At 66.0% G+C, this 25,436-nt stretch carries 20 protein-coding genes and 1 tRNA gene; 1 reads left to right on the top strand and 20 read right to left on the bottom strand.

Translation table 11 applies throughout. The features are described 5' to 3' along the window. Positions 1-20: 20 nt before the first annotated feature. Complete coding sequence (locus tag ASD77_RS15280; protein WP_156383678.1) at positions 21-1,727, top strand: hypothetical protein; 1,707 nt, start codon at positions 21-23, stop codon at positions 1,725-1,727. A 57-nt stretch (positions 1,728-1,784) separates the two neighbouring features. Here the strand turns inward: ASD77_RS15280 and pnp are convergent, their stop codons facing one another. The 20 genes from pnp to ASD77_RS15180 form a co-directional block, all read right to left on the bottom strand. After that, positions 1,785-3,893: a polyribonucleotide nucleotidyltransferase gene (pnp, locus tag ASD77_RS15275; RefSeq protein WP_055943871.1), complete on the bottom strand. Its 2,109-nt coding sequence runs from the start codon at positions 3,891-3,893 to the stop codon at positions 1,785-1,787. Positions 3,894-4,076: 183 nt separating this feature from the next. Then, positions 4,077-4,337 (bottom strand): 30S ribosomal protein S15, encoded by a 261-nt coding sequence (gene rpsO / locus ASD77_RS15270; RefSeq protein ID WP_055943870.1) that lies wholly within the window; start codon positions 4,335-4,337, stop codon positions 4,077-4,079. A gap of 151 nt (positions 4,338-4,488) precedes the next feature. Then, positions 4,489-5,439: a tRNA pseudouridine(55) synthase TruB gene (gene truB, locus ASD77_RS15265; RefSeq protein ID WP_055943869.1), complete on the bottom strand. Its 951-nt coding sequence runs from the start codon at positions 5,437-5,439 to the stop codon at positions 4,489-4,491. A 210-nt stretch (positions 5,440-5,649) separates the two neighbouring features. Further along, a complete protein-coding gene (gene rbfA, locus ASD77_RS15260; RefSeq protein ID WP_055943866.1) occupies positions 5,650-6,021 on the bottom strand; it encodes a 30S ribosome-binding factor RbfA in 372 nt (123 codons plus the stop codon). Positions 6,022-6,140: 119 nt separating this feature from the next. Beyond that, positions 6,141-8,789, bottom strand: a complete 2,649-nt coding sequence (gene infB / locus ASD77_RS15255; protein WP_055943863.1) for a translation initiation factor IF-2 — start codon at positions 8,787-8,789, stop codon at positions 6,141-6,143. Between the two features lie 142 nt (positions 8,790-8,931). Continuing rightward, the gene (gene nusA / locus ASD77_RS15250) at positions 8,932-10,443 is read right to left on the bottom strand and encodes a transcription termination factor NusA (protein WP_055943860.1); all 1,512 of its coding nucleotides are present in this window, start codon (positions 10,441-10,443) and stop codon (positions 8,932-8,934) included. Positions 10,444-10,446: 3 nt separating this feature from the next. Then, on the bottom strand, positions 10,447-11,061 hold the full coding sequence (rimP, locus tag ASD77_RS15245) for a ribosome maturation factor RimP (RefSeq protein WP_055944998.1): 615 nt from the start codon (positions 11,059-11,061) through the stop codon (positions 10,447-10,449). Between the two features lie 166 nt (positions 11,062-11,227). After that, positions 11,228-11,304, bottom strand: a tRNA-Met gene (locus tag ASD77_RS15240). 124 nt (positions 11,305-11,428) lie between these two features. After that, the gene (gene nuoN / locus ASD77_RS15235; protein WP_055943857.1) at positions 11,429-12,892 is read right to left on the bottom strand and encodes an NADH-quinone oxidoreductase subunit NuoN; all 1,464 of its coding nucleotides are present in this window, start codon (positions 12,890-12,892) and stop codon (positions 11,429-11,431) included. A 9-nt stretch (positions 12,893-12,901) separates the two neighbouring features. Beyond that, positions 12,902-14,413, bottom strand: coding sequence for an NADH-quinone oxidoreductase subunit M (locus ASD77_RS15230; RefSeq protein WP_055943854.1), 1,512 nt, complete (start codon positions 14,411-14,413; stop codon positions 12,902-12,904). A gap of 58 nt (positions 14,414-14,471) precedes the next feature. Next, positions 14,472-16,712: an NADH-quinone oxidoreductase subunit L gene (nuoL, locus tag ASD77_RS15225; protein WP_055944995.1), complete on the bottom strand. Its 2,241-nt coding sequence runs from the start codon at positions 16,710-16,712 to the stop codon at positions 14,472-14,474. Between the two features lie 16 nt (positions 16,713-16,728). Then, positions 16,729-17,034 carry an NADH-quinone oxidoreductase subunit NuoK gene (gene nuoK, locus ASD77_RS15220; protein WP_055943851.1) on the bottom strand — a complete coding sequence of 102 codons (306 nt, stop codon included), beginning with the start codon at positions 17,032-17,034 and terminating at the stop codon, positions 16,729-16,731. After that, the gene (locus ASD77_RS15215) at positions 17,031-17,684 is read right to left on the bottom strand and encodes an NADH-quinone oxidoreductase subunit J (RefSeq protein ID WP_055943848.1); all 654 of its coding nucleotides are present in this window, start codon (positions 17,682-17,684) and stop codon (positions 17,031-17,033) included. The genes nuoK and ASD77_RS15215 overlap by 4 nt, the downstream gene beginning before the upstream one ends. A gap of 10 nt (positions 17,685-17,694) precedes the next feature. Then, the gene (nuoI, locus tag ASD77_RS15210; RefSeq protein ID WP_055943845.1) at positions 17,695-18,183 is read right to left on the bottom strand and encodes an NADH-quinone oxidoreductase subunit NuoI; all 489 of its coding nucleotides are present in this window, start codon (positions 18,181-18,183) and stop codon (positions 17,695-17,697) included. Continuing rightward, positions 18,184-19,275 carry an NADH-quinone oxidoreductase subunit NuoH gene (nuoH, locus tag ASD77_RS15205; RefSeq protein WP_055943842.1) on the bottom strand — a complete coding sequence of 364 codons (1,092 nt, stop codon included), beginning with the start codon at positions 19,273-19,275 and terminating at the stop codon, positions 18,184-18,186. It lies immediately after the preceding gene. Next, positions 19,272-21,506 carry an NADH-quinone oxidoreductase subunit NuoG gene (nuoG, locus tag ASD77_RS15200; RefSeq protein ID WP_055943839.1) on the bottom strand — a complete coding sequence of 745 codons (2,235 nt, stop codon included), beginning with the start codon at positions 21,504-21,506 and terminating at the stop codon, positions 19,272-19,274. Before nuoG ends, nuoH begins: the two co-directional genes overlap by 4 nt. Continuing rightward, positions 21,503-22,870 carry an NADH-quinone oxidoreductase subunit NuoF gene (nuoF, locus tag ASD77_RS15195; protein WP_055943837.1) on the bottom strand — a complete coding sequence of 456 codons (1,368 nt, stop codon included), beginning with the start codon at positions 22,868-22,870 and terminating at the stop codon, positions 21,503-21,505. Before nuoF ends, nuoG begins: the two co-directional genes overlap by 4 nt. Before the next feature lie 4 nt (positions 22,871-22,874). Next, positions 22,875-23,402 carry an NADH-quinone oxidoreductase subunit NuoE gene (nuoE, locus tag ASD77_RS15190; RefSeq protein WP_055943835.1) on the bottom strand — a complete coding sequence of 176 codons (528 nt, stop codon included), beginning with the start codon at positions 23,400-23,402 and terminating at the stop codon, positions 22,875-22,877. Beyond that, positions 23,399-24,703: an NADH-quinone oxidoreductase subunit D gene (locus tag ASD77_RS15185; RefSeq protein ID WP_055943832.1), complete on the bottom strand. Its 1,305-nt coding sequence runs from the start codon at positions 24,701-24,703 to the stop codon at positions 23,399-23,401. Before ASD77_RS15185 ends, nuoE begins: the two co-directional genes overlap by 4 nt. After that, a complete protein-coding gene (locus ASD77_RS15180; RefSeq protein ID WP_055943829.1) occupies positions 24,700-25,425 on the bottom strand; it encodes an NADH-quinone oxidoreductase subunit C in 726 nt (241 codons plus the stop codon). Before ASD77_RS15180 ends, ASD77_RS15185 begins: the two co-directional genes overlap by 4 nt. Between the last annotated feature and the right edge of the window lie 11 nt (positions 25,426-25,436).

Here is a 25,436-nt window from a genome sequence, read left to right as displayed (position 1 = left end):
GTCTACATGCGAGGGGTTGCATGACAACATCAGCCGGAATCCTGGCGGTATCCCTGCTGGCACTGGCCGTGGCCGGATGCGTCAGCGAGAGCCCATCGATGGCCTGCCGCACGGCGGCGCAATGCCTGGACGACTGGCGCCAGCACTACAACGACCCGGCGCTTGAATGGCTGCAAGCCAACCCGGCACCCTCCCGCAGGCTGGCGATCAAGCTGTTGTTGAGCTCACGGCACCAGGACAGGGAGCTCGGTGTGTGGCTGGTGAACCTGGCGGGTCTTGATGACGACGCTGGCATCCATCGCGTGTTCGTATCGAGTCTGGAACTAGGTCCTGAGGCTGCAGCAATCCACAAGACGCCACTGGAACTGCGTCCATCACTTGAGAAAACAATGCGCCTGCTGATGCAGACACCGCGACGGAGCGAGGTCTACGCCGAGCTTGCCGGCAAGTTCGGCATGGATGCAGTCCTGGTCGTGGAACAGCAGCTACGTTGCCGTCCCGCATGCGAACGCCTCGACCCCGCACAGGCATCGGCGATCCTTTCGTCCGTGCGCTCGAGGGGCACCAGAGATCTTCCTCTCGGCGACCCCGGGCGCGACGGCGCCGAACAACGTGTGATCGCTCCCTTCATCGCACTCGCCGAAGATGAGCAAGCTCCCGACATGGCACGCATGGAAGCGGCGTTGTTGGTGGCACGACGGACTTGGGATCCCCGCACCTTCACGGCGTCGCCTTCCCTGTCCGCGTTTCTGCGCAACCACCTCGCGGCTGCCAACATAGGCATGCGCAGGGACGCCGCGCTGTCCATCCTGTCGTTGGTCAAGCCTCTCACCGATGACGATTGGGAACGCATTGCCGGCGTGCTGGACGAGCAAGCCCTCTCCTTGGACGTCCTGCCCCTCAATCTAGTCCACAATAGCCCGCCGAATGGTGCGTTCGAGGCACTCCTTTTGAGGCGACTCGGCGGCAAGGACACGCGTGAAGCTTCAATCGCCTTGCGGCTGCTTTCCGATTTTGAATCGCATGCCGTCACAAAAAACGAGGCGATCTGGCCACTTCTCTCTAATGCCGATCCCGAGCTGGCGACACTTGCGGCGAGAGTTCTCTTGCGATCTGGCGCACCCGGAGAGCGCATCAACAAGGCGCTTGAATCGCACTGGTTTCCCGCCACCTTTCAGATGTTCGGGGGCGAGAGGCCAGGAAGCGCACGTCGACGCGATATCCGAAATGCAACCTGCCTCGTCAAGGCTCAGCGTCTGAGCGAGGTAGTCGTCGGTGACGCCTCAAATGGCAGGCAGCGGCGGGAGGCATCGCGTCGACTGCAAACCGACGTAAGTCACGCCGTCGAACATGACGGCATGCTCGTGGCCGCCATCTCTCATGGAGAATTCGGCGGGTATCTCGCGGTACTGCGTGATGGCCAGCCTGCGGAAATACTCGGGCACGAACCGTTCGGACCTCTGCTCCATCTGGGCGGCAACCGCTTCCTGGTGACCTCCGGCGTCGCCCACATGGGCAGTCTTGCCGGCGACGTATACGAAATGCAGGTCGGGCCCGTGTCTTCCACCTTGACCCATCGACTTGGGGGACTGTCGATGCCGCTCGCAATGGGAAGGCAGGACGGACGAATTCTGTTGTCCACCTACGCCTTCGGCGTGATGGACTTGACGGACCTTTCCTCACCTCAGTGGCTCGGCTGCCAGCGTCCGCCGGTCGCACCGATGTAGCAAAGAAAAAGCGGGCCGAAGCCCGCTTTTCCGTATCGCATCGCGATGTCGCGCGGCTTACTCGGCCGACACGCCCTCGCCCTCTTCCACGGCCTTGATCGACAGGCGGATGCGGCCCTGCTTGTCGACTTCCAGCACCTTGACCTTCACCACGTCGCCTTCCTTCAGCGCGTCGCTGACCTTCTCGACGCGGTCGTTGGAGATCTGCGACACGTGCACCAGGCCGTCCTTGCCCGGCAGGATGGTGACGAACGCGCCGAAGTCCATGATCTTGGCGACCTTGCCTTCGTAGATGCGGCCCGGCTCGACGTCGGACGTGATCTGCTCGATGCGCGCCTTGGCGGCCTGGCCGGCGGCGCCGTTCACCGAGGCGATGGTGATGGTGCCGTCGTCCTGGATGTCGATCTGCGTGCCGGTTTCCTTGGTGATGGCCTGGATCACCGAACCGCCCTTGCCGATCACTTCGCGGATCTTGTCGGGGTGGATCTTGATGGTGATCAGGCGCGGCGCGAACTCGCTCAGTTCCTGGCGCGGTGCCGACATCGCATGGGCCATTTCGCCCAGGATGTGCAGTCGGCCGGCCTTCGCCTGCGTCAGCGCCTGCTTCATGATCTCTTCGGTGATGCCTTCGATCTTGATGTCCATCTGCAGCGCGGACACGCCGTTGGCGGTACCGGCGACCTTGAAGTCCATGTCGCCCAGGTGGTCTTCGTCACCCAGGATGTCGCTCAGCACGACGAACTCGTCGCCTTCCTTCACCAGGCCCATCGCGATGCCGGCCACCGGCGCCTTGATCGGCACGCCGGCATCCATCAGCGCCAGCGAGCTGCCGCAGACCGAGGCCATCGAGGAGGAACCGTTGGACTCGGTGATTTCCGAGACCACGCGGATGGTGTACGGGAACGCTTCCATCGTCGGCATCACGGCGAGCACGCCGCGCTTGGCGAGGCGGCCGTGGCCGATTTCGCGACGCTTCGGGCCCATCATGCGGCCGGCTTCGCCCACCGAGAACGGAGGGAAGTTGTAGTGGAACAGGAAGTGGTCCTTCCACTCGCCGCCGACGGCGTCGATGACCTGGCCGTCACGCGCAGTGCCGAGGGTGACGGCCACGATGGCCTGCGTCTCGCCACGGGTGAACAGCGCCGAGCCGTGCACGCGCGGCAGCACGCTGACCTGGGAGGAGATCGGACGCACCTGGTCCAGCGCACGGCCGTCGATGCGGACCTTGGTCTTCAGGACCGAGGCGCGCATGGTCTGGTATTCCTGCTCGCTGAATTCCTTCGACAGCTCGCCGGTGCTCCACGCATTGCTCTCGGCCTGCGGGGCCAGCGTGTTGAGGATGGCCTTCTTGAGGCTGGAAATGGTGTCGCGACGCTCGATCTTGTCGCGCACCTGGAAGGCGCCGGCCAGGCTGTCGCCCACGGCGTTGCGCAGCGCGGCGATCAGGCCTTCGTTCTTGGCCGGCGGCTGCCAGTCCCACTTCGGCTTGCCGGCTTCGGCGACCAGCTCGTTGATCACGGCGATGACCTTCTGCATCTCGCGGTGACCGAACATCACGGCGCCCAGCATCACTTCTTCCGAAAGCTCGGCGGCTTCGGATTCGACCATCAGCACGGCGTTGGCGGTACCGGCGACGACGAGCTCCAGCTTGGAGTCCTTCAGCTCGCTGACGGTCGGGTTGAGCACGTACTCGCCGTTGATGTAGCCGACCTTGGCCGCACCGATCGGGCCGTTGAACGGCGCGCCGGTCAGGGCGACGGCGGCGGAGGCGCCGATCAGCGCCGGGATGTCGCCGTCGATCTCCGGGTTCAGCGACATCACCGTGGCGATGACCTGCACTTCATTGCGGAATTCTTCCGGGAACAGCGGACGCAGCGGGCGGTCGATCAGGCGGGAGATCAGCGTCTCCTTCTCGGTCGCGCGGCCTTCACGCTTGAAGAAGCCACCGGGGATACGGCCGCCGGCGTAGAACTTCTCCTGGTAGTCGACCGTCAGCGGGAAGAAGTCCTGGCCTTCGCGGGCCGACTTCGCGGCCACGGCGGTGACCAGCAGTACGGTGTCGTCGAACTTGACGACGACGGCGCCGCCGGCCTGGCGGGCGACTTCGCCGGTTTCCAGGGTGACCTGGTGCTTGCCGTACTGGAAGGTTTTGGTGATTTTTGCCACGTTGGTTCCTTGAGGTGCCTTGTGCGGGTTGGACCTCACGCGACCCTTGTCGCGTGCGGCTGGCCGGATGCGTCCGGCCGGTGGTGCTTTGAGGGGCGGGCCCGGTGCGGCCAGCGGATGCAGCGCATTCCGTTCCCTGAAATGCAAACCGCGGCGCATCTCTGCGCCGCGGTCGGGGGTATATCAGCGACGCAGACCCAGCTTCTCGATCAGGGCCTTGTAGCGCTCGTTGTCTTTCTTCTTGAGGTAGTCAAGCAGGCTGCGGCGGCGGTTGACCAGCTGCAGCAGACCACGGCGGCTGTGGTGATCCTTCTTGTGGGTCTTGAAGTGACCGCTCAGGTGTTCGATGCGGGCGGTGATCAGGGCCACCTGGACTTCCGGGGAGCCGGTGTCGTTGGTACCGCGCGCGTTGTCGGCAATCACTTTCTGGGTATCGATGGACATGCTGTTCTCGTGTTGATGCGTGGCCTGCAGGAACGCGGGTGTCCTCCGCGCGCACCGCCTGGCTCGCCGTTGATGAAGCAGGGAAATAGCGGATATGCCGGTATAAAACCGGCGGCGTAGTGTAGCCGCCAGGTCCTTGTGAAACAAGGTTTTATTGAATGTGTCCGGCTTTCTGCGCGGTGCCGGCGACCGCCCAGGCGAACAGGCGCTGCGGCGACAGCGTGCCTTCGGCATTGACCGTCCCCAGCCCCAGGACACGCCCGTCCGGCCCGTGGATCGCCACCGGACCGTCGCTGGGCGGGTATCCGGGCAGCCGCTGGCCCTGCGCCAGCCGGCGCCCGCCGGCGATGTCCACCTCGACACGCGGGAACCCGGCCAGGCCGGCTTCGACCGGCAGCAGGCAGGCGTCCAGGGCCGCTTCGCCGCCGTGTTCAGCCATTGCCTGCAGCGCGTCCAGCGTGAGCATGCGCGGCTGGAGGAACGGGTCGACCCACAGCCGCCGCAGCGCCCCGACATGCGCGCCACAGCCCAGCGCCTCGCCCAGGTCGCGGACCAGGCTGCGCACGTAGGTGCCGGACCCGCATTCCACCCGCAGCGACAGGCGGCCAGGGGCGATCTCCATGATCTCGATGCGGTGGACCTCGACGTCGCGCTCGGGCGCCTCGATGACGTCGCCGCGGCGCGCCTTGGTATAGAGCGGTTCCCCACCCTGCTTGAGCGCGGAATAGATCGGCGCCCGCTGACGGATGCGGCCGGTCAGCGGCGCCAGGGCCGCGGTGATCGTCGCCACGTCCAGGGACGGCACCGGGCGCTCGCGCAGCGGCGCGCCGTCGGCGTCGTCGGTATCGGTGGTTGTGCCCAGCACGGCGACCGTGTCGTAGGCCTTGCGCGACCCCAGCAGCAGGCCGGCGATCTTGGTGGCCTCGCCGAAGCAAAGCGGCAACAGGCCGGTGGCGAGCGGGTCGAGGCTGCCGGTGTGTCCGCCCTTCTCGGCGCGGAACAGGCGCCGCGCAACCTGCAGCGCGCCGTTCGAGCTCATGCCCTGCGGCTTGTCCAGCAGCAGCAGGCCATCCAGCGGGCGGAATTGGATGCGTCCTGCCATGCGGTCCCAGATCAGGTGGTGTGGCGGGGAATCGCCGCATCGTAGCGTCGAGCCCGCCCGACGTCTTGATGCGGCCAGGTTCCGATCATCACGACCGGAGCGCCGCGGCGCTGACAGTAGCGTCGAGCTTGCTCGACTTGCCTGCGAAGCGGACATGCGGATGCCGATACGGAGAGCAGCGGAGCAAGCTCCGCTCTACGACATGACGTATCAGGTCTCGTCGTCGGACTCGGGCACCGGAGGATTGTCGCGCAGCAGCGTCTCGATGCGTTCGCCGCGGTCGACGGAGTCGTCGTAGTGGAAATGCAGTTCCGGCACGTGCCGCATCTTCACCCGCCGCGCCAGTTCCATGCGCAGGCCCCAGGCCAGTTCCTTCAGGCCCTTCACCGCCTCGACGGAACGCTCCGGCATCAGCGCGGTGACGAACACCTTGGCGTGCGCCATGTCGCGAGTGACTTCCACGTCGGACACGCTGACCGACGGCAGCCCGTGCTCGCGCACGGCCTCGTGCACGAGCGTGCCCAACTCACGGCGGAGCTGGGCGGAAACGCGGTCGGTGCGGTGGAACGACTTGGCGGGCATGGGGCGAGGAGTGAGCGGAGAGGAGTGAGAAGCGAGGTAGGACAGAGGCGGCGGTTGTGAGTGGAGGTTCGTTGGAGTGCTTTCGCTCACTCCTCACTCCTCTCCACTCACTCCTCGCCTTACAGCGTACGCTGCACTTCGATGCGCTCGAAGCACTCGATCTGGTCGCCGGGCTTGACGTCGTTGTAGGCCTTCACGCCGATACCGCACTCGGTGCCGTTGCGCACCTCGTCGACGTTCTCCTTGAAGCGGCGCAGCGATTCCAGTTCGCCCTCGAACACCACGGTGTTGTCGCGCAGCACGCGGATCGGCTTGTTCCGCTTGACCGTGCCTTCGACCACCATGCAGCCCGCGACCGCGCCGAACTTGGAGCTGCGGAACACATCGCGCACTTCGGCGATACCGATGATCTCTTCGCGGATTTCCACGCCCAGCAGACCGGACGCCACCTGCTTCACCTGGTCGATCACGTCGTAGATGATCGAGAAGTAACGCATGTCCACGCCATTGGCTTCGACGATACGGCGTGCCGACGCATCGGCGCGCACGTTGAAGCCGATGACCGTAGCTTTCGAGGTGACCGCGGAGTTGGCGTCGGACTCGGTGATGCCGCCCACGCCGGAGTGGATGATGTTGATGCGGATCGATTCGTTGGACAGCGCGGTCAGCGAATGGCGCAGCGCCTCCACCGAACCCTGCACGTCGGCCTTGATGATCAGGTTGAGGCTGAGCTGGCCTTCGCCCTTGCCCAGCTGCGCCATGATGTCTTCCATGCGGCTGCCGGCGGACTGCACCAGGCGCGACTCGCGGCGCTTGGTGTCGCGCTGCTGGGCCACGTCCTTGGCCAGGCGTTCGTCGGCGACCACCACGAAGTCGTCACCGGCCTCGGGCACGCCGGACAGGCCGAGCACCTGCACGGGGATCGACGGGCCAGCCGAGTCCGGCTGCTTGCCGGTCTCGTCGAACAGGGCGCGGACGCGGCCGTACTGCACGCCGCACACCAGGTAGTCGCCCTTCTTCAGCTGGCCCTGCTGGACCAGCACGGTAGCGACCGGGCCACGGCCCTTGTCCAGCGAGGACTCGATGACGGTGCCGCTGGCGCGGCCATCGGCCACCGCCTTCAGCTCCAGCACTTCAGCCTGCAGCGAGATGGCGTCCAGCAGCGCGTCGATGCCCGCGCCGGTCTTGGCCGAGACCTCGATGAACTGCGTGTCGCCACCGAATTCCTCGGCGACCACGTTGTGCGCCAGCAGCTCGTTCTTGACGCGCAGCGGATCGGCGCCGGACTTGTCGATCTTGTTGACCGCGACGATCAGCTGCACGCCGGCCGCCTTGGCCTGCTGCACCGACTCGACGGTCTGCGGCATGACGCCGTCGTCGGCCGCCACCACCAGCACCACGATGTCGGTCAGCTTGGCGCCGCGGGCGCGCATCGCGGTGAACGCGGCGTGGCCCGGGGTGTCGAGGAAGCTGATGACGCCCTTCGGCGTTTCCACGTGGTAGGCGCCGATGTGCTGGGTGATGCCGCCGGCTTCGCCGGTGGCGATCTTGGTGCGGCGGATGTAGTCCAGCAGCGAGGTCTTGCCGTGGTCGACGTGGCCCATGATGGTGACCACCGGCGGACGCGCAACCTTGTCGCCCTGGTGCTCTTCCGAATGCGCCAGCAGCTCGTTCTCGACGTCGTTGGCGTCGGCACGGACGGCCTTGTGGCCCAGCTCTTCGGTGATCAGCGCGGCGGTGTCGTGATCGATGGACTGGGTGATGGTGGCCATCACGCCCATCTTGAACAGCGCCTTCACCACGTCGCCGCCCTTCAGCGCGAGCTTCTGCGCCAGGTCGGCCACGGTGATGGTCTCGCCGATCGCCACTTCGCGCACGATCGGCGCGGTCGGACGCTCGAAGCCATGGGCACCGCCGCCGCCGCGGCTCTGCTCGTGGCGACGCGGCGGCTTGGGCTTGCCGCGCGAGGCGCCACGGCGGGCGCGATCGGCCGCGGACAGGTGCAGCTGGCCGGCGAAGCGGCTGGTGTTGTCGTCGTCTTCGACGCCGGCGACCATCGCGTGCGAGCCGCGGGTCTTGTGCTTGGCGGCCGCGGCGTTGTTGCGGTCGTCGGTGCGCGGCGGATCCTTGCGCACCACCGTCTTGGGCACGTGGTGGCCCTGGGTGGCGGGCTTGGCCGGACGCGCCGGTTCGTCGCCATCGACGGCAACCGCACCGGCGGCCAGGGCGGCGGCTTCGGCGTCGGCCTGCGCACGCGCGGCCTCGGCTTCGGCGCGGGCGGCGGCCTCTTCCTGGCGACGAAGCTCCAGTTCCTCGGCGCGCTTGGCGTCTTCGCGCGCCAGTCGCTGCTGTTCGTCGAGGTTGCGCTGGCGCGATTCCTCCAGCTTGCGCAGGATCTCCGCGCGCTCGGGATCGGCCTCGTTCTGCCAGTTGGTGCTGACGGATTCGGCGTCGGTCGGCTTGACGTAGGTGCGCTTCTGGCGCACTTCCACGGCCACCGTGGTCTTGCTGCGGCCGGCCGCGACGGTGACTTCCTGCACCTTGCGACGGTTCAGCGTGATCTTCTTGGGCGCCGCTTCATCCACCGCCGCATCGCTCTTGCCGTGCGAGCGCTTGAGGAAGCCGAGCAGCTTCACTTTTTCCATGCTGGTCACGACCTGGTCGGGACCGCTGAAGCTCATGCCGGCCTCGGCCAGTTGCTCCAGGAGTTTTTCGACCGGCGTATTGACCAGTTCAGCGAGCTTGCGGATGGTGGTTTGCTGCGACATTCGGATCCTAGTTTGGGTCTTGCGCCCCCCCGGTGGTGGTGGGGCAACCCTGTTCAAGAGGGGGAATTCTAAGCCCTGCGGGTGCCAGGGCGGTGTTCATGGGTGGCTCATGCGCCGCAGTCCAGGCGGGCCCGGATGGTGCTCATGCGCCGCGCTCCAGACGAGCGATTTCCTCGGCGCGGGCGGCCAGGATCAGCGCCGCGGCGCGACCCTCGTCCAGGCCCTCGATGCCGAACTCGACCACTTCGTCGGCGGCCAGGTCGGACAGGTCCTCGCTGGTGCGTACGCCGTGCGAGGCCAGCGCGAACGCGGTCTCCTCGTCCATGCCTTCCAGCGCCAGCAGGTCCTCGGCCGGGTGGTTCTCTTCCAGGCCCTCTTCCTCGGCCAGCGCCTCGTTCAGCAGGGCATCGCGGGCACGCGAACGCAGCTCCTCGACGATGTCCTCGTCGAAGCCCTCGACGGCCAGCAGCTCGCCGACCGGCACGTAGGCGATTTCCTCGACCGTGCTGAAGCCTTCGCTGACCAGGATGGCGGCGATTTCCTCGTCCACTTCCAGCTTGTCCATGAACAGCTGGCGGGCGATGGCCTGTTCAGCCTCGCTCTTGGCCTGCACCTGGTCGGCGGTCATGACGTTGAGCTGCCAGTTGGTCAGGCGGCTGGCCAAGCGCACGTTCTGGCCGCCCTTGCCGATGGCCTGCGCCAGGCGGTCTTCCGCGACAGCCAGGTCCATCGAATGCTTTTCTTCATCGACGATGATCGACTGCACTTCCGCCGGCGCCATCGCGTTGATGACGAAGGTGGCCGGGTTGTCGTTCCACAGCACGATGTCCACACGCTCGCCGTTGAGCTCGTTGCTCACCGCCTGCACGCGGGAACCGCGCATGCCGATGCAGGCGCCGATGGGATCGGTGCGGGTGTCGTGCGCCAGCACGGCGATCTTGGCGCGGTCGCCCGGATCGCGTGCGCAGGCCTTGATCTCGACCAGGCCCTGGCCCACTTCGGGCACTTCCAGCTTGAACAGTTCGATCATGAATTCCGGCGCGGCGCGGCTGATGAACAGCTGCGGGCCGCGGGGTTCGTAGCGCACGTCGAACAGGTAGCCGCGGACGCGGTCGCCGGCGCGCAGCACGTCGCGCGGGATGCCCTTGTCCTTCGGGATGAAGGCCTCGGCGTTGCCGCCCAGGTCCACGTAGATGTTGCCGCGCTCGGCACGCTTGACCACGCCGGTGACCAGCTCGCCCACGCGGTCCTTCCAGGCATCGACGACCTGCGCGCGCTCGGCTTCGCGGACGCGCTGCACGATGACCTGCTTGGCGGCCTGCGCGGCGATGCGGCCGAAATCGGGGTTCTCGATCTTCTCTTCGATCCAGTCGCCGACTTCGGCGCCTTCGGCCTCGTCCTCGGCATCCATCAGGCGGATCTGGCGGTCGGGCGATTCCATCACCACGTCGTCGGCCACCACTTCCCAGCGGCGGAACGTCTCGTAGCTGCCGTCCTTGTGGTCGATGGTGACGCGCACCTGCACGTCCTGGTCCATGTAGCGCTTCTTGGCAGCGGACGCCAGGGCAGCCTCGATGGCATCGAAGATCACTTCGCGCGGCACGCCCTTCTCGTTGGCCACCGCATCCACGACCAGCAACAGTTCCTTACTCATTGATCACTCCGCGCGCGGCTTGCGGGCCGCCGGTTGGTTGGGTTTTTTCTTGGTTTGCTTGGCAGGTGCGCGCTTGGCGTCGCCGGCCTTCTTGGCAGGGGCCTTGCGGCCGCCACCGGGTTTCTCGGGCGCCAGGCCCAGCGCGGCCCAGTCGGGAACCAGGCGCGCCTTGTCAATATTGTCGAACGCCACCGTCATCTCGGCGCCATCGACGGTGAACACGATGCTGTCGCCCTCGATGCGGCTGATCGTGCCCTGCAGGCGACGACGACGCTCCTGCGGCAGCTTCAGCACGACCTTCGCCGATTCGCCGACGAAGCGCGCGAAGTGCGCCAGCTGGAACAGCGGACGGTCCACGCCCGGCGACGACACTTCCAGCGTGTAATTGCCGGTGATCGGGTCCTCGACGTCGAGCTGCGCGGAGACTTCGCGGCTTACCGCCTCGCAGTCCTCGATGTTGACGTGGCGCGTGGCGCGCTCGGCTTCCTGCACGTCGATGTACAGGCGCACCGTGGCGCCGCCGGGCGCCGGCAGGTATTCGATGCCGAGCAGTTCAACGCCCAGTGCCTGGACGGTGGGTGCCAGCAGGTTGGCGATGTCGTTGCCCTTGTCGCTCACGGATTCGCTGCCGATGTTCGTGGTGTTGCGTGCCGCTGAAACAGACAAGGGGCCCGATGGGCCCCTTGTCCGATACGCTGGATGTCGGTGCAACGACGGGAACATGCGTCGTTGCGTGCCCAGGTTCTTCGTCGGCCGCCTGCACTCAGGCGGCCTCGGTCAAACATGGTAGCGGGGGCAGGATTTGAACCTGCGACCTTCGGGTTATGAGCCCGACGAGCTGCCAGACTGCTCCACCCCGCAGCAGAAGCGAAATTATGATGAATACGCCGGTGCATTGCAAGCCTTGTGATGCACCAACTTGAAACATCGCGTTCATCACGCGCCGCCGGCCGCTATCGGCCGACGAAAACCACCGTGCCGCAGCTCAGCCGGCGAACGCCAGCTTGCACCACGCCATGATCGGATTCCACGCCACGCCCAGCGCCAGCAGCGCCAGCGCGTTGACGCCGAAGACCACCGGCACCACGCGGTCGGCACGCGGGGGCGGAATCTCGCCCACCGGCTCGTCGAAGTACATCACCTTGATCACGCGCAGGTAGTAGAACGCGCCGATCACCGCGCACAGCACGCCGACGATGGCCAGCCACAGGAACCCGCCGTTGACGGCCGCGCCCAGCACCACCAGCTTGGCCCAGAAACCCAGGAACGGCGGCACGCCGGCCAACGAGGCCATCACGCACAGCACCAGGCCGGCCTGCCACGGGTTGCGCGCGTTCAGGCCCTTGAAGTCGTCGATCCTGTCGGCCTCGAACCCCTGCCGCGACAGCACGATGATCGCGCCGAACGCCGCCGCCGACATGATGGCGTAGCTGATCCCGTAGAACAGCGCCGCCGAATAGCCCACTTCGCCGCCGCCGGCGAAGCCGACCAGCAGGAAACCGACGTGCGACACCGTCGAGTACGCCAGCATGCGCTTGAGGTTGGTCTGCGCGATGGCGATGACGTTGCCGATCACCAGCGACGCCGCCGCCAGGCCGGCCAGCAGCCACTGCCACTGCGCCGCCGCCGGGCCCAGGCCGTCCTGCAGCAGGCGGAACGCCATGCCGAAGGCGGCCAGCTTGGGCGCCGCGCTGATGAACAGTGTCACCGGCGTCGGTGCGCCCTGGTAGACGTCAGGCAGCCACATGTGGAACGGCGCCGCGCCCAGCTTGAATGCCACGCCGGCCACCATGAACACCACGCCGGTCAGCAACAGCATGCGCGCCTCGCTGCTGCCGCCCAGCGCGGCACCCGCAGCGTCGAAAATCGCGGGCAGGTGCAGCGAACCGGTCGCGCCGTACACGAGAGACATGCCGTAGAGCAGCAGGCCCGAGGCCAACGAGCCGAGCACGATGTACTTCATCGCGCCTTCCGTCGCCAGGCCGTCGTCGCGGTTCAGCGCGACGAGCGCATACGAACACAGCGCCAGCAGTTCCAGGCCCAGGTAGACCATCACCAGGCTGCCAGCGGACACCATCATCATCATGCCGGCGGTGGCGAACATCACCAGCACCGGGGCCTCGCCCGGATACAGGTTGCGCTCACGCAGGTAGGGCCAGCCGTAGACCAGCGACAGCGCGCTGATCGCGACGATCACCACCTTGCTGACATCGGCCAGCGTGTCGCGCACGAACATGCCGCTGAACACGCTGCCCTGCCCGCCCACGCCGGTCGCCAGCATCCACACCACGGCTGCCATGACGACCAGCGCCAGGGTGTGGGTGATGATGCGACGGGAGTTGTCGAGGAACAGATCCAGCATCAGCAGCGCGAACGCACCACCGATCAAGGTCAGTTCGGGCAGCAGCGGCTGCAGGTCGGCGGCGGAGATGGGCATCGGCGTCGTCATGGTTCTTCCTTACAGCTTGCTGTTGGCGAGCTGCATCGCCAGTTGCGCGATCGACGGCTCCATCAGGTCCGTCAGCGGCTTGGGATACACGCCCAGTGCCAGCACGCAGACCGCAAAACCGCCGAGCACCAGCGCCTCGCGCAGGGACACGTCCTGCAACTCCGCGACATGCGCGTTGGCCACGTCGCCCAGGATCACCCGCTTGACCAGCCACAGCGTGTAGGCCGCGCCGATCACCAGCGTGGTGGCGGCGAAGAAAGCGATCAGCGGGTGCTGCTGGAAGCTGGCCAGGATGACCATGAACTCGCCGACGAAACCGCTGGTGCCCGGCAGGCCGGAGTTGGCCATGCCGAACAGGATGAAGAAGGCGCCGAACCACGGCATCGTGTTGATGACGCCGCCGTAGTCCTTGATCATGCGGGTGTGCATGCGGTCGTACAGCACGCCGACGCAGGTGAACATCGCGCCGGAGATGAAGCCGTGGCTGATCATCTGCACCATCGCGCCCTGCAGGCCCAGGCGCGCGCCATCCAGGTTGCCGTAGTCGCGCACCAGGCTGAAGGCGATGAAGATGCCGAGGGTGACGAAGCCCATGTGCGAGACCGACGAATAGGCGATCAGCTTCTTCATGTCGTCCTGCACCAGCGCCACCAGGCCCACGTAGACCACGGCGATCAGCGACAGCACGATGACGAACATCGCCCACTCATGGCCGGCGTCCGGCACGATCGGCAGGCTGAAGCGCAGCAGGCCGTAGCCGCCGATCTTCAGCGCGATCGCCGCCAGGATCACCGAACCGGCGGTCGGCGCCTCCACGTGCGCGTCCGGCAGCCAGGTGTGCACCGGGAACATCGGGATCTTGACCGCGAACGCGATCAGGAAGGCGAAGAACAGCCACGTCTGCTCTTTCGCGTTCAACGGCATCGCGTACAGGTCGGCCAGTTGGAAGCTGCCGCCCTTGATGTACAGGTACACCAGGCCGACCAGCATCAGCACCGAGCCCAGGAACGTGTACAGGAAGAACTTCAGCGAGGCGTAGATGCGGCGCGGACCGCCCCAGACACCGATGATCAGGAACATCGGGATCAGCATCGCCTCGAAGAACACGTAGAACAGCACCGCGTCGCTGGCGGCGAAGATGCCGTTGGTCAGGCCTTCCAGGATCAGGAACGCGGCCACGTACTGCGCCACGCGCTTGTTCACTGAGCCCCATGCGCCCGCCAGCGTCAGCACGGTGATCAGCGTATTGAGCAGCAGCAGCGCCACCGCGATGCCGTCGGCGCCGAGGTTGTAGTGGATGTCGAAGGTCGGGATCCACGCACGCGTCTCGACGAACTGCAGGCCCGGATTCGCGTAGTCGAAGCCGGTCAGCAGGCCGATGCTGAAGACGAAAGTCAGTACCGCGACCGCCAGACCCAGCCAGCGGGCGGCACCCGCCCGGGCATTGCCCACGGCGAGCACCAGCGCACCGCCCAGGATGGGCAGCCAGATCAGAACACTAAGCAGGGGCCAGTTCGACACGTTGTGTTATCCGTTGAGTTCTTCGCCAGGACGCTCCGCACGGGGCGGCGCCGGGTCGTTACTGCCAAAACCTGATGACGACGCCCAGCAGCAGGATCAGGCCGACGATCATCGCGAACGCGTAGTGGTACAGGTAGCCGGACTGGGTCTTGCGCAGCAGTTGCGAGCCCAGATCGACCAGCTTCGCCGTGCCGTTCACCGCGGCGCCGTCGATCACGTGCGTATCGAAGGCGCGCGAGGCCTTGCCCAGCTTCACGCCACCGCCGGCAAACCCGTTGATCCACAGGTGGTCGGCCCAGTACTTCTTGTCCAGGATGTTGGTCAGGAAGGCGCCGACCGTGCTGTGGCGGATCTTGCCCGGAAGCTCTGGCTTGAACAGGTACAGGAACGTCGCCAGCGCAAAGCCGGAGAACGCAAGCCACAGCGCCTTGGTTTCCCAGCTGTGCAGAGCGAACTTGATCGCACCATGCCAATGGCCAATCAGCGCCATCACCGTATCGCGCGACGACACTGCCTGCGTCGGATCGTTGCGAATGAAGTCGATCGCACCTTGGAAGAACGGCGTCACCAGGACTTCCGCATCATTCCAGCTTGTACCGAACAGCATCGGCCCCGCCGTGAACATGCCGATGAAGATCGACGGGATCGCCAGCAGCACCAGCGGCACCGTCACCACCCACGGCGATTCGTGCGGCTCATGGGCGCCGTGGTGACCGTGGTCGTCGTGCGAATGGTCGTCATGCGCCGCATCGTGGTGCGCGTCATGGCCATGACCATGGTCGGCGTGCGCGTCACGGAAGCGCTCCTTGCCATGGAAGGTCAGGTACAGCAGACGGAAACTGTAGAAACTGGTGATGAACACGCCCAGCAGCACCGCCCAGTAACCGTAGATGGCAACCCAGGCGCTCGGATCGCTGGACACGCCCTGCTGCGCGGCCATCATCCCCATCTCGGCTGCGCCGTGCGCGGCTTCGCGCGCGACGTCCTGATGATGGTGCGCCGCCTCGATGATGATGTCCTTCGAATAAAAGCCCGAGAAGAACGGCGTGCCGACCAGCGCCAGCGTGCCGATCAGGCTGGTGATCCAGGTGATGGGCATGTACTTGCGCAGGCCGCCCATCTTCCGCATGTCCTGCTCGTGGTGCATGCCGATGATCACGCTGCCGGCGGCCAGGAACAGCAGTGCCTTGAAGAAGGCGTGCGTCATCAGGTGGAACACCGCCGCCGAGTACGCGGACACGCCCAGCGCCACAGTCATGTAGCCCAGCTGCGACAGCGTGGAATACGCGACCACGCGCTTGATGTCGTTCTGCACGATGCCGATCAGGCCGGTGAACAGCGCGGTGGTCGCACCGATGAACAGCACCAAGTCCAGCGCCGTCTGCGACAACTCGAACAACGGCGACATGCGCGCCACCATGAAGATGCCCGCGGTCACCATCGTGGCGGCGTGGATCAGCGCCGAGATCGGCGTGGGGCCTTCCATCGAATCCGGCAGCCATACGTGCAGCGGCACCTGCGCCGACTTGCCCATCGCACCGATGAACAGGCAGATGCAGGTCAGCGTGGCCATCGACCAGATCACCGGCTCGTCGAACACCTGGAAGGTGTTGCCGAACAGGGTGACCGCACCGGACCATACCGGGATGGCCTTGCCGGCCAGCAGCGAGGCGTTGGCGAAGACGGTGGCGTAGTCCAGCGTGCCGAACATCAGCAGCACGCAGCCGATGCCGAGCAGGAACCCGAAGTCGCCCACGCGATTGACCAGGAACGCCTTCATGTTGGCGAAGATCGCCGTGGGGCGCTTGAACCAGAAGCCGATCAGCAGGTACGACACCAGGCCCACCGCTTCCCAGCCGAAGAACAGCTGCAGGAAGTTGTTGCTCATCACCAGCATCAGCATGCTGAAGGTGAACAGCGAGATGTAGCTGAAGAAGCGCTGGTAGCCCGGATCCTCGTGCATGTAGCCGATGGTGTACAGGTGCACCAGCAGCGACACGAAGGTCACCACCACCATCATCATCGCGGTCAGCTTGTCGATCATGAAACCGACGTGGCCGCTGATGTTGCCGACCTCGAAGAACGTGTACAGGTTCTCGTTGAACGGCGACGCGCCCAGTGCCACCAACTGGTACAGCACCCAGCACGACAGCGCGCAGCTGACCGCCACGCCCAGGATGGTCGCCGTGTGGGCGCCCGCACGGCCGACGAAGCGCCCGAACAGGCCGGCGATGATGCTGCCCAGCAGCGGCGCCAGCACGATGGCCAGCAGCACGTTCTTGGAGAGGAGGACTTCCATACCGGTCATCGGTGCATCAGCCTTTGAGCGTGTCGACTTCGGCCACGTTGATCGTGCGCCGGGTGCGGAACAGGGTGACCAGGATCGCCAGGCCGATCGCGGCCTCGGCGGCGGCCACGGTCAGGATGAAGAAGACGAAGATCTGGCCGGCCGGGTCGCCGAGTTCGCGCGAGAACGCGACGAAGTTGATGTTCACCGACAGCAGCATCAGTTCGATCGACATCAGCAGCACGATGACGTTCTTCCGGTTGAGGAAGATGCCGGCCAGGCTGATGCAGAACAGCACGGCGCCGAGCGCCAGCAGGTGGCCTACGGAAATCATGCCTTACCCTCCCCGTCCGCCGGCGCACTGGCCGGGGTCTCGCGCACCGGCTTCTCGGCCGGCATCGACACCATGCGGATGCGGTCGCGCGCCTTCACGCGCGACTGTTCGCCCGGGTCCTGCGTCTTGATGCCGGTGCGCTTGCGCAGCGTCAGCATCACGGCAGCCACCACGGCCACGGTCAGGATGACGGCGGCGAATTCGAACGGCAGCAGGAACTCGGTGAACAGCGTGCGCGCCAGCCAGGCTGTGTTGGACACCTCGGCCGCGGCCGACGCGGCGTTGTCCGCGAACGGCACCGCCATCTTCGCCTTGATGCCGATCAGCACCAGCATCTGCGCCAGCATCACCACCGCCACCAGCAGGCCGACGGGCAGGAACTTCACCCAGCCCTCGCGCAGGGCGGCGACGTCGATGTCCAGCATCATCACCACGAACAGGAACAGCACCATCACCGCGCCCACGTAGACGAGGATCAGGGCCACACCCAGGAATTCCGCGCCCACCAGCAGCCAGACGCAGGCCACCGAGAAGAACGTCAGGATGAGGCACAGCACGGCATGCACCGGGTTGCGCACGCTGATCACCGCGCCGGCGGCGACGACCGCGACGGTGGCGAAGGCGTAGAAACTGATCAGGACCCAATCCATTCTTTGGACCTCAGCGGAAGGCGGCGTCGGCGGCGCGGCGCTCGGCGATCTCGGCTTCCAGCCGGTCTCCGATCGCCAGCAGCTGCGGCTTGGTGACGATGTTCTGGCCACGCTTGTCGAAGTGGTACTCCAGCACGTGCGTTTCCACGATCGAATCCACCGGACAGCTCTCCTCGCAGAAGCCGCAGTAGATGCACTTGAACAGGTCGATGTCGTAGCGGGTGGTCCGGCGGGTGCCGTCCTCGCGCGGAGCCGAATCGATGGTGATGGCCAGCGCCGGGCACACCGCCTCGCACAGCTTGCAGGCGATGCAGCGCTCCTCGCCGTTCGGATAACGGCGCAGCGCATGCAGGCCACGGAAGCGCGGCGACTGCGGGAACTTCTCCATCGGGTACATCAGCGTGTACTTCGGCTTGAAGGTGTACTTCAGCGTCAGCCACAGGCCCTGCATCAGTTCCAGCAGCATCAGGCTCTTGAAGTAGTGCACAACCTTGTTCATTTACACACCCTTCTCGAACACGCCGAAGAACACCAGCAACGCCGTCACCGCGATCCACGCGATGGTCAGCGGAATGAACACCTTCCAGCCCAGCCGCATGATCTGGTCGTAGCGGTAGCGCGGGAAGCTGGCACGGAACCAGATGTAGGCGCTGGCGAAGAACAGCACCTTCAACAGCAGCCACGGCCAGCCGCCGGTCCAGATCCAGTTGATCCAGGGCGACACGTCGGCGGTGATCCAGCCCTGCAGCGGGCTGAGCCAGCCGCCCAGGAAGAACAGCGACACCAGAAAGCTGACCAGGATCATGTTGGCGTATTCGGCCAGGAAGAACAGCGCGAACGCCGCACCCGAATACTCCACCATGTGGCCGGCGACGATTTCCGACTCGCCTTCCACCACGTCGAACGGGGAACGGTTGGTCTCGGCGACGCCGGACACCCAGTAGACGATGAACAACGGGAACAGCGGCAGCCAGAACCACTCGAAGAAGCCCGAGTTGCCCGCCTGCGCCATCACAATGTCGGTCAGGTTGAGGCTGCCGGCGGCGATCAGCACGCCGACCAGCGCGAAGCCCATCGCGATCTCGTAGCTGACGACCTGCGCGGCCGAGCGCATCGCGCCGAGGAAGGCGTACTTCGAGTTCGACGCCCAGCCGGCGATGATGATGCCGTACACGCCCAGCGAGGTCATCGCCAGCAGGTACAGCAGGCCGGCGTTGGCATTCGACAACACCAGCTGATAGTCGAACGGCACCACCGCCCACGCGGCGAAGGCCGGCGCCAGCGTGATCAGCGGCGCCAGGATGTACATGGTCTTCTGCGCGCTGCTAGGCTGGATGATTTCCTTGAACAGCAGCTTGAAGACGTCGGCGAAGGCCTGGAAGATGCCCATGCCCACGTACATCGGCCCGTGGCGCACGTGCATCCAGCCGATAAGCTTGCGCTCCCACACCACGTAGAACGCCACCGAGATGATCACCGGCATGGCGATCGCCAGAATCTTCAGCACGATCCACAGCACCATGCCGATGTCGCCCAGCCCGAAGAACCACTCGCGCAGCGGGCCGACCGCGTTGATCAGCAATTCGTTCATGCGCTCACCACCGTGACACGTCCGGCACCCAGCGGCGCCGTGGCGCCGTAGCCGCTCTCGATCCAGGCGGCGCCCGCGGCGACACGCGCGTCCACCACCACCGGCAACGCGGCGGTACCCAGACCGTTGCCGACCTTGGCCATCTGGCCTTCGGCGACACCGGCGGCCTGCGCATCCGCAGGATTCATCACGATGCGATCACCCACGTTCAGCGGATGCGCCTGCAGCGCCTCGGCACGACGGACGGTGCCGTCGGTGCGGTAGATCGCGGCGGTGACGGCCAGCTCCAGACCTTCCGCCGTGCTGGCCGGCGCGTCGGATGTCGCCACGACCACCGACTTTGCACCGGCGACGGCAGCACGGACACCCGCGATATCGGTGAACTCGAAACCGGCCAGCTGCAGCTCGCCACCCAGGGCGCGCAGCACTTTCCAGCCTTCGCGCGCTTCGCCCGGCAACTTGCCGGCGGCCTGCGTGCGCTGCTCCTTGCCATCGAGATTGGTGAGCGTGGCATCGATCTCCGGCAGCAGGCCGATCGGCAGGATCACGTCGGCCACATCGCGCGTGGACTTGCAGGCGAAGTGGCTGAACGCCACGACCTTGGCCGATACCAGCGCCTTCGTTGCGGCCGGCGTGTCGGCGAAATCCAGGCCCGGCTCGATGCCGTAGATGACGTAGGCGTTGCGCGGCGCGGCGAACATGCCGGCCACGTCGCGGCCGGTCGGCAGTACGCCGTGGCGTGCCAGGCCCACCGCATTGGCGCCTTGCGGGATGCGGCACAGCGACGCGCCGGCCGCGGACGCATAGTCCGCTGCGGCGGCGCGCAGCGAAGCCGCCTGCGGATGGTTCTCGACGATGCCACCGACGATCACGACGGCACGGTTGGCCGCTTTGGCGACCTCACGCAGCGCGGCGTCGCTCAACGCGGCGCCCAGCTTCGACGGCGCCACGATGTGCTTGCCGGCGATGCTGAAAGCGAAGTCGAAATCGACCGGATTGACCACATGCACCTTGGCGCCCTTGCGGACGGCCTTGCGGATACGCTGGTGCAGCAGCGGCAGTTCGTGGCGGATGTTGGTGCCGAACAGCACGATGACATCGGCCTGCTCGATCTCCGCCAGCGGCAGCGCGAACGGCTCGGCCACCGCGCCATCGGAGAAGTCGCGGTTGTTGATGCGGTGGTCCAGGTTGCCGGTGCCCAGGCCGTCGGCGAGCTTGGCCAGCAGGCCGCCCTCCTCGTTCGACACCGCCGGATGCACCAGCACGCCCAGGCTGTCGCCCCGGTTGGCGCGCAGGATCTCGGCCGCGGCCGCCAGGCCTTCGGCCCACGACACTTCGCGCCACTCGCCGCCGATCTTCTGCAGCGGCTTCATCGCACGGTCGTCGGCGTAGAGGCCCTGGTGCGAATAACGGTCGCGGTCGGACAGCCAGCACTCGTTGACCGACTCGTTCTCGCGCGGCACGGTGCGCAGCACCTGGCCACGGCGCGAGTGGTAGAACACGTTGGAGCCCATCGCGTCATGGAAGCCGACGGATTCGCGCGCGATCAGTTCCCACGGACGGGCGCGGAACTGGAACACCTTGTTGGTCAGCGCGCCCACCGGGCAGACGTCGATGACATTGCCGGAGATTTCGGTGGTGAGCGGCTTGCCGTCGTAGGTGCCGATCTGCAGGTTCTCGCCGCGGTACATGCCGCCCAGCTCGTAGGTGCCGGCGACGTCCGCGGTGAAGCGCACGCAGCGCGTGCACTGGATGCAGCGGGTCATCTCGGTGGCGACCAGCGGACCGATGTCCTCGTCCGGCACCACGCGCTTGCGTTCCTGGAACCGGCTGACCGAACGGCCGTAGCCCAGCGACAGATCCTGCAGCTCGCACTCGCCGCCCTGGTCGCAGATCGGGCAGTCCAGCGGATGGTTGATCAGCAGGAATTCCATCACGTTGCGCTGCGACTTCAGCGCCTTGTCGCTGCGCGTGGCGATCTTCATGCCGTCCATCACCGGCGTGGCGCAGGCCGGCGCCGGCTTCGGCATCTTCTCCACTTCCACCAGGCACATGCGGCAGTTGGCGGCGATCGGCAGCTTCTCGTGGTAGCAGAAGCGCGGAATCGGGATGCCCGCCTTGTCGGCGGCCTGGATGATCATCGAACCCTTCGGCGCCGCAAGCTCCACGCCGTCGATGAAGACGGTGACGTGGTCCGGCGGCAGGCCGGGATTGACGGGCTGCGCACTCATGCGGCCACCTTGCTGCTTTCAATGACCGTGCCGGCGCGCTGGTCGTCGACCAGGAAGCGCTTGTTGACGATCGCGTATTCGAATTCGTTCCAGTAGTGGCGCAGGAACCCCTGCACCGGCCACGCGGCGGCTTCGCCGAAGGCGCAGATGGTGTGGCCTTCGATCTGGCCGGCCGCGGCCTTCAGCATGTGCAGGTCGTCCAGCGTGGCCTTCTGCTCGGCGATGCGGGTCAGCATGCGGTACATCCAGCCGGTGCCTTCGCGGCACGGCGTGCACTGGCCGCAGCTTTCCTTGTAGTAGAAGCGCGCGATGCGCTGGCAGGCACGCACCATGCAGGTGGTGTCGTCCATCACGATGACGGCGCCCGAGCCCAGGCCGGAACCGGCCTTCTGGATGGCGTCGTAATCCATCGTCAGGCCCATCATCACCTCGCCCGGCAGGACCGGCATCGAGGAGCCGCCCGGGATGACGCCCTTGATCGTGCGGCCTTCGCGCATGCCGCCGCACAGTTCCAGCAACTCGGCGAACGGTGTGCCCAGGCGGATCTCGTGGTTGCCCGGACGCGCGACGTGGCCGGAGACCGAGAAGATCTTGCAGCCGCCGTTGTTGGGCTTGCCCAGATTCATGAACCACTCGGCGCCGTTGCGCAGGATCGCCGGCACCGAGGCGTAGGTCTCGGTGTTGTTGATCGTGGTCGGCTTACCGTACAGGCCGAAGTTGGCCGGGAACGGCGGCTTGAAGCGCGGCTGGCCCTTCTTGCCTTCCAGCGACTCCATCAGCGCGGTCTCTTCGCCGCATATGTAGGCGCCCGCGCCCAGCGCGTTGTACAGGTCGATGTCGATGCCGGAGCCGAGGATGTTCTTGCCCAGCCAGCCGTGCTTGTAGGCTTCCGCGGTGGCTTCTTCCAGGTGCTCGAACGGCTCGTGGTGGAACTCGCCGCGCAGGTAGTTGTAGCCCACGGTGGAACCGGTGGCGTAGCAGGCGATTGCCATGCCCTCGATCACCGCATGCGGGTTGTAGCGCAGGATGTCGCGGTCCTTGGCGGTGCCCGGCTCGGATTCGTCGGAGTTGCAGAGGATGTACTTCTGCATGTCGCCCTTGGGCATGAAGCTCCACTTCAGGCCGGTCGGGAAGCCCGCACCGCCACGGCCGCGCAGGCCGGACTGCTTGACCATCTCGACGACGTCGGCCGGCGGGATCTTCTCTTCGATGATCTTGCGCAGCGCGGCGTAACCACCGGTCTTCAGGTAGTTCTCGTACGACCACGGCTTGTCGAAGTGCAGCGTGGTGTAAACGGCCTGGTGCTCCTTGGGAGCGGGGCCGACCGGGCCGTAGCCCTCTGAGTAGTGTGAATGGCCTGCCATGCGCTTACTCCAGCCCGTCCAGCAGCTCGTCGACCTTCGCCGGCGTCAGCTTCTCGTGGTAGTGGCCGTTGATCACGACCACCGGCGCGCCGCAGCACGCGGCCACGCACTCTTCCTCTCGCTTCAGGTACACGCGGCCGTCGGCGGTGGATTCGCCCAGCTTGCAGCCCAGCTTCTTCTCCGCATGCGCCACCAGGTCCTGCGCGCCATTGAGCCAGCAGCTGATGTTGGTGCAGAAGGCCACATTGTTGCGACCGACTTTCTCGGTCTCGAACATCGAATAGAAGCTGGCGACCTCATAGGCCCACACCGGCGGCAGGTCGAGGTACTTGGCGACCGCGGCGATCAGCTCGTCGGTCAGCCAGCCGTCGTTCTGCTCCTGCGCGGCGTGCAGGCCCTGCAGCACCGCCGAGCGCTTGCGGTCCGGCGGGAACTTGGTCAGCCAATGATCGATGTGCGCGCGCGTCTTGTCGCTCAACGCCACCAGCGGATCGACGTTCTGCGCCGCTTCGAAATTACCCGTGGCCCTCATCGGTCCACCTCACCAAAGACAAGGTCATAAGTACCGATCATCGCGACGACGTCGGGGAGCATGTGGCCGCGCACGATCTCGTCCATCGAGGACAGGTGCGCGAAACCCGGTGCGCGCAACTTCACGCGGAAGGGCTTGTTGGCGCCGTCGGACACCAGGTAGCAGCCGAACTCGCCCTTCGGCGCTTCGACCGCGGCGTAGGTCTCGCCGGCCGGCACGCAGTAGCCTTCGCTGAACAGCTTGAAGTGATGGATCAGCGCTTCCATGTCGTCCTTCATCTCCTCGCGGGAGGGCGGCGCGACCTTGAAGTTCTGCACCATGACCGGGCCGGGGTTGGCCTTCAGCCACTTCACGCACTGCTGGATGATGCGGTTGGACTGGCGCATCTCGGCCACGCGGACCAGGTAACGGTCGTAGCAGTCGCCGTTGACGCCCACCGGGATATCGAAATCGACGACGTCGTACTTGGCGTACGGCTGCTTCTTGCGCAGGTCCCAAGCGATGCCGGAACCGCGCAGCATCGCGCCGGTCATGCCCAGCGCACGCGCCTGTTCGGGCGAGACCACGCCGATACCGACGGTGCGCTGCTTCCAGATGCGGTTGTCGGTCAGCAGCGTCTCGTATTCGTCGACGCGCTTGGGGAACTCGTTGGTGAAGTCTTCCAGGAAGTCCAGCAGCGAGCCTTCGCGCGCCTGGTTGAACTGCTTGAGTGCCTTGCCCTTGCGCCAGGGCGATTCCTTGTACTTCGGCATGCGGTCCGGCAGGTCGCGGTACACGCCGCCCGGGCGGTAATAGGTCGCGTGCATGCGCGCACCGCTGACGGCCTCGTAGCAGTCCATCAGCTCTTCGCGCTCGCGGAAGGCGTACAGCATGACCGCCATGGCGCCGAGATCGAGCGCATTGGAACCGACCCACATCAGGTGGTTCAGGATGCGGGTGATCTCGTCGAACATCGTGCGGATGTACTGCGCACGCTCGGGCGCCTCGATGCCCATCAGGGTCTCGATGGCGCGCACGTAGGCGTGCTCGTTGCACATCATCGACACGTAGTCGAGGCGGTCCATGTAGCCGATCGACTGGTTGAACGGCTTGGACTCGGCCAGCTTCTCGGTGCCACGGTGCAGCAGGCCCACATGGGGATCGGCGCGCACGATGGTCTCGCCGTCCATCTCCAGGATCAGGCGCAGCACGCCGTGCGCAGCCGGATGCTGCGGACCGAAGTTCAGCGTGTAGTTGCGGATTTCCTGCTTGCCCTCGGCAGGATTGCTGGCGAACGCGACGCCGGATTGCGGATTGCTCATGCCTTGCCCTCGCGTGCAGCAGCTTCGCCTGCAGCGGTCTGGTAGCGTGCGTCGTCGCGGATCACGCGCGGCACGCCGACGCGCGGCTCGACCGAGGTGACCGGTTCGTACACCACGCGCTTCTTCTCTTCGTCGTAGCGGACTTCGACGTTGCCGATCAGCGGGAAGTCCTTGCGGAACGGATGGCCGACGAACCCGTAGTCGGTCAGGATCCGGCGCAGGTCCGGATGACCTTCGAAAATGATGCCGTACAGGTCGAACGCCTCGCGCTCGAACCAGTTCAGGCCCGGCCACACGTCGCACAGCGACGCCACCACCGGCAGGCCGTCGTCCGGTGCGAAGCAGCGCACGCGCACGCGGCGGTTGTGCTGGTACGACAGCAGGTGCAGCACCACGGCGAAGCGGTTCGGGCGGGCGGCGTCGCGCGGACGCTGGTCCCAGTTGAAGCGACCGGGCCCGAAGCCCTCGACGCCACGACTGAAGCCGCCGGACGACACGTCGGCGGTATCCCACTCGGCACTGCCGTAGCCCAGGTAGTCCACGCCGCTGACATCGACGGCCTGCTCGAAGCCGAACTCGTCGCGCAGCGCCAAGCAGACCGCATGCCAGGACGCCGAAGGCACTTCCAGGGTGATTTCGCCGCGCGGCTCGGCCACGCTGACCGTGGCGTCCGCGAAGCGGGCGCGCAGCTGGTCGGTGAAGTTTGCAGCTTGCTCTGCCATGGGGCGTGGCG

The organism is Pseudoxanthomonas sp. Root65, from assembly GCF_001427635.1.
Classification (GTDB): Bacteria; Pseudomonadota; Gammaproteobacteria; order Xanthomonadales; family Xanthomonadaceae; genus Pseudoxanthomonas_A.
Note: the sequence above shows the minus strand (reverse complement) of the source record. Positions and strands in the feature narration are given on the sequence as shown.

Bases quoted from the DNA above. Each gene is read 5' to 3' on its own strand.
- nuoL (WP_055944995.1), bottom strand. From the start codon at position 16,712: ATGGAAGTCCTCCTCTCCAAGAACGTGCTGCTGGCCATCGTGCTGGCG.
- nuoN (WP_055943857.1), bottom strand. From the start codon at position 12,892: ATGACGACGCCGATGCCCATCTCCGCCGCCGACCTGCAGCCGCTGCTG.
- nusA (WP_055943860.1), bottom strand. From the start codon at position 10,443: ATGAGTAAGGAACTGTTGCTGGTCGTGGATGCGGTGGCCAACGAGAAG.
- nuoF (WP_055943837.1), bottom strand. From the start codon at position 22,870: ATGGCAGGCCATTCACACTACTCAGAGGGCTACGGCCCGGTCGGCCCC.
- infB (WP_055943863.1), bottom strand. From the start codon at position 8,789: ATGTCGCAGCAAACCACCATCCGCAAGCTCGCTGAACTGGTCAATACG.
- nuoH (WP_055943842.1), bottom strand. From the start codon at position 19,275: ATGAACGAATTGCTGATCAACGCGGTCGGCCCGCTGCGCGAGTGGTTC.
- truB (WP_055943869.1), bottom strand. From the start codon at position 5,439: ATGGCAGGACGCATCCAATTCCGCCCGCTGGATGGCCTGCTGCTGCTG.
- rpsO (WP_055943870.1), bottom strand. From the start codon at position 4,337: ATGTCCATCGATACCCAGAAAGTGATTGCCGACAACGCGCGCGGTACC.
- ASD77_RS15180 (WP_055943829.1), bottom strand. From the start codon at position 25,425: ATGGCAGAGCAAGCTGCAAACTTCACCGACCAGCTGCGCGCCCGCTTC.
- nuoG (WP_055943839.1), bottom strand. From the start codon at position 21,506: ATGAGTGCGCAGCCCGTCAATCCCGGCCTGCCGCCGGACCACGTCACC.
- rbfA (WP_055943866.1), bottom strand. From the start codon at position 6,021: ATGCCCGCCAAGTCGTTCCACCGCACCGACCGCGTTTCCGCCCAGCTC.
- ASD77_RS15185 (WP_055943832.1), bottom strand. From the start codon at position 24,703: ATGAGCAATCCGCAATCCGGCGTCGCGTTCGCCAGCAATCCTGCCGAG.
- nuoI (WP_055943845.1), bottom strand. From the start codon at position 18,183: ATGAACAAGGTTGTGCACTACTTCAAGAGCCTGATGCTGCTGGAACTG.
- ASD77_RS15215 (WP_055943848.1), bottom strand. From the start codon at position 17,684: ATGGATTGGGTCCTGATCAGTTTCTACGCCTTCGCCACCGTCGCGGTC.
- nuoE (WP_055943835.1), bottom strand. From the start codon at position 23,402: ATGAGGGCCACGGGTAATTTCGAAGCGGCGCAGAACGTCGATCCGCTG.
- ASD77_RS15280 (WP_156383678.1), top strand. From the start codon at position 21: ATGACAACATCAGCCGGAATCCTGGCGGTATCCCTGCTGGCACTGGCC.
- nuoK (WP_055943851.1), bottom strand. From the start codon at position 17,034: ATGATTTCCGTAGGCCACCTGCTGGCGCTCGGCGCCGTGCTGTTCTGC.